This window comes from Albidovulum sediminicola (genome assembly GCF_025751575.1).
Taxonomy (GTDB): domain Bacteria; phylum Pseudomonadota; class Alphaproteobacteria; order Rhodobacterales; family Rhodobacteraceae; genus Albidovulum; species Albidovulum sediminicola.
Genome location: NZ_JAOWLA010000050.1, coordinates 1 through 2466, shown reverse-complemented (window position 1 = coordinate 2466; position 2466 = coordinate 1). Strand labels below are relative to the sequence as shown.

Genomic DNA, 2466 nt, shown 5'->3' with positions numbered 1-2466 from the left:
AGTGCCGGTGTGACGCACAGTAGCGACGAAACAAGCAGGGCAGGTAGTGGTTTCATTCGGTTCTTCACTGAATTTTTCCTTTGCATTGGAGTCTTCACTGGAGTTTTCCTCGCGGGATGACGATGGCACCTGGCGGAGAGTTCTGTCTTCGCCGGGCAGGAGCGCACTGGCAGGGTCTGCAAGGCGAAGTTTCACCGTTTACTGCTTCGCCATCTGCCCGACGTGGAAGTAGTCGAACAGCGACCGGGCGACCTCGACAATTGCCCGATCCCTGTCCGTCTCGGATGTCCTTCACAACCGACTCCGCCGTCGGCTTTACTGTTCCGGGTTTCTGTCTCATCTCCACTCCTTGGTGGTTACGATGAGCCTGGAACCCTCCGTTACGAAATCAAATCAAATGTCCCAAGGGTGCTGACGGCGAACATTCAAAACCCTTCTCAGACATTGGGGGCAGGCGCAGCATTCGTCCCGCATGACGGCAACCAGACGCTTGCCGCGTTTTGACCGGAGGTCCGCACTGCGACTGGCCGGAGCTCCGATCGGGCAAGAGCGCTTCGCCATATGCAGCGTCACTCACAGCACGGGATCACGCGCGGGTCGTAGGCCGGTTGCGAGTTCGGCACGCCGCCACCGAAATCCTGCGGAACAGCGTAGAAGGCCTGCGTCCATGCATGGACGTCCAGTGGTTCGAACAAGCTTTCCTGCGGCTCGTTACGGATCGGCTGGCCTGGGTTCACGCCGCGCAGCACCTCGCCGCCATCGACCACCACCACGCCGTTGACGATCACGAAGGGAATGCCGGAGGACGGCAGATTGCCCTGCGCGTAGGTGGAGTTGTCGGTCACTGTCTCCGGGTCGAAAATCGTGATGTCGGCGATCATGCCCTCCTGCATCCGCCCGCGCTCCTGCATCGCTTTCAGCCCCGTAAGACCGAGCGGGCGCGCCGAGTTCCAGCTCAGCTGGGCGACGCTCTGCATCAGGGGGATGCCGTTCTCGCGCCCCATGCGCAACGTCCGCGCGCAGCTGCCGGCCCCGCGTGGGTGACTGTTGGGCAGATCCTCGAAGGGCGTATCCCATGTGATGCTGTCGTCGAGGATCGGCATCCCGTCTGACGCGATCGCCACGTCAGGCAGCCGCAGCCAGTCGACTATGGCGCTCTCAGGCATCTTGTAGGCCAGCACCAGCCGCGCGGGCTCGCGCGCCATCATCTCTGTGCGGCTCTCCCGCGTGTACCATTCCCCGGTCAGCGCATCCTGGATGGTCTCCTCGTACATGTAGCCGAGCTGATCTACCCAGATTTCCGGTTCGAGGAAGACGGCGTTCAGCGCCGTCGAGCCCGCCGCGTAGGGGTAGAGCTCGCCCCACATGTTGTGGCCTTGCGCGCGCATCCGCACCAGCAGCTCGTGCACGAGGTTGTAACCGGGGTTGTTAAAGTGACAGGCGATCGCGGGCGCGCCGAGCGCGGCGGCGTTCGCGAGCATCTCCTGGATACCGTTCGCTTCGCTCGTGTCCGTGCCGGGCGTGTAGCGGAAGTGGAAGGCGCAGGGCCTTCCATAAGCCGCGGCGATGCGCTGGATCTCGAAGACCTCGCGTGCCGATGCGCCGTCGCGCATGTAGCCCAGCGTCGAGCCGATGCCAACCGCGCCCGCGGCGAGGCCGGTATCGAGCACGCGCAGGATCTCGTTGCCCTTGTCGAGGTCCGGGCGGGTATGGGACCAGCCAGACTTGTCCGAGCCGCGATGGTTCATGGCCTCAGGCGCATCGATCGTCGTGATGCCGTCGAGCACCAAGGTACGCGCGAATTCGTGGCAGCTGGCGCAGCCGTAGTTGATCTGGTTGGTCCCGGTGCGCTCTGCGTACCAGTCATCCACCAGCGTTCCGAGCGTCCCGATCTCGAGGTCCATAACCGTCGTTCGCCCGTCGAGCAGTGCGAGCTTGTTGCCCATGGGCCGGGGCCAGTGAAAATGCGTGTCGATGAAGCCGGGCGCGACGACATGGCCGCTGGCGTCGATCTGGCGGCCGCCCTCGAGCGGTTCGACTGTGATAGCGGCTATCCGACCCGCGCGCACGCCGACATTTGCGACCTGGTCAAACCCGGTCTCGGGGTCCATCACCCGCCCGCCAAGGATCACGAGGTCGAATGGCTCCCTCGTCTGCGCCAAGGCTCTACCCGCGGACCCAATGGCGGCCGCACCCGCGGCAACACCAAGGTTGAACTCCCTGCGGGAGATCTCGTTCTCGCTCATGTTGTTCTCTCCTCTGCATTTCGGTTGGGCGATGCCGACGGCGACGGCACGCGCCGCAGTCAGGGTCTTCGGGTATGGTTCCTGCATTGGGCGTCTCATGTTGTCGATGCAGGGCGTTCGGTGGAGAGTTCGATCTGCGCTGTGCAGGATCGCCTCTCCACCTGATCCGTGGCTCTTGTCGCCCCGGTTATTGGAAGACAGTACCGGAGAGGTCGAAGTC

General features: G+C 63.5%; 2 protein-coding genes. Both read right to left on the bottom strand.

Going from position 1 to position 2466, the window contains the following annotated elements; translation table 11 throughout:
- On the bottom strand, positions 1-195 hold a 195-nt coding region (locus OE647_RS19980; RefSeq protein WP_263723525.1), incomplete at its 3' end, for a hypothetical protein.
- A 374-nt stretch (positions 196-569) separates the two neighbouring features.
- Complete coding sequence (locus OE647_RS19975; RefSeq protein ID WP_263723524.1) at positions 570-2246, bottom strand: amidohydrolase family protein; 1677 nt, start codon at positions 2244-2246, stop codon at positions 570-572.
- Between the last annotated feature and the right edge of the window lie 220 nt (positions 2247-2466).

Excerpts from the sequence above, each read along its gene's own strand:
- OE647_RS19975 (WP_263723524.1), bottom strand. The coding sequence starts at position 2,246 with ATGAGCGAGAACGAGATCTCCCGCAGGGAGTTCAACCTTGGTGTTGCC.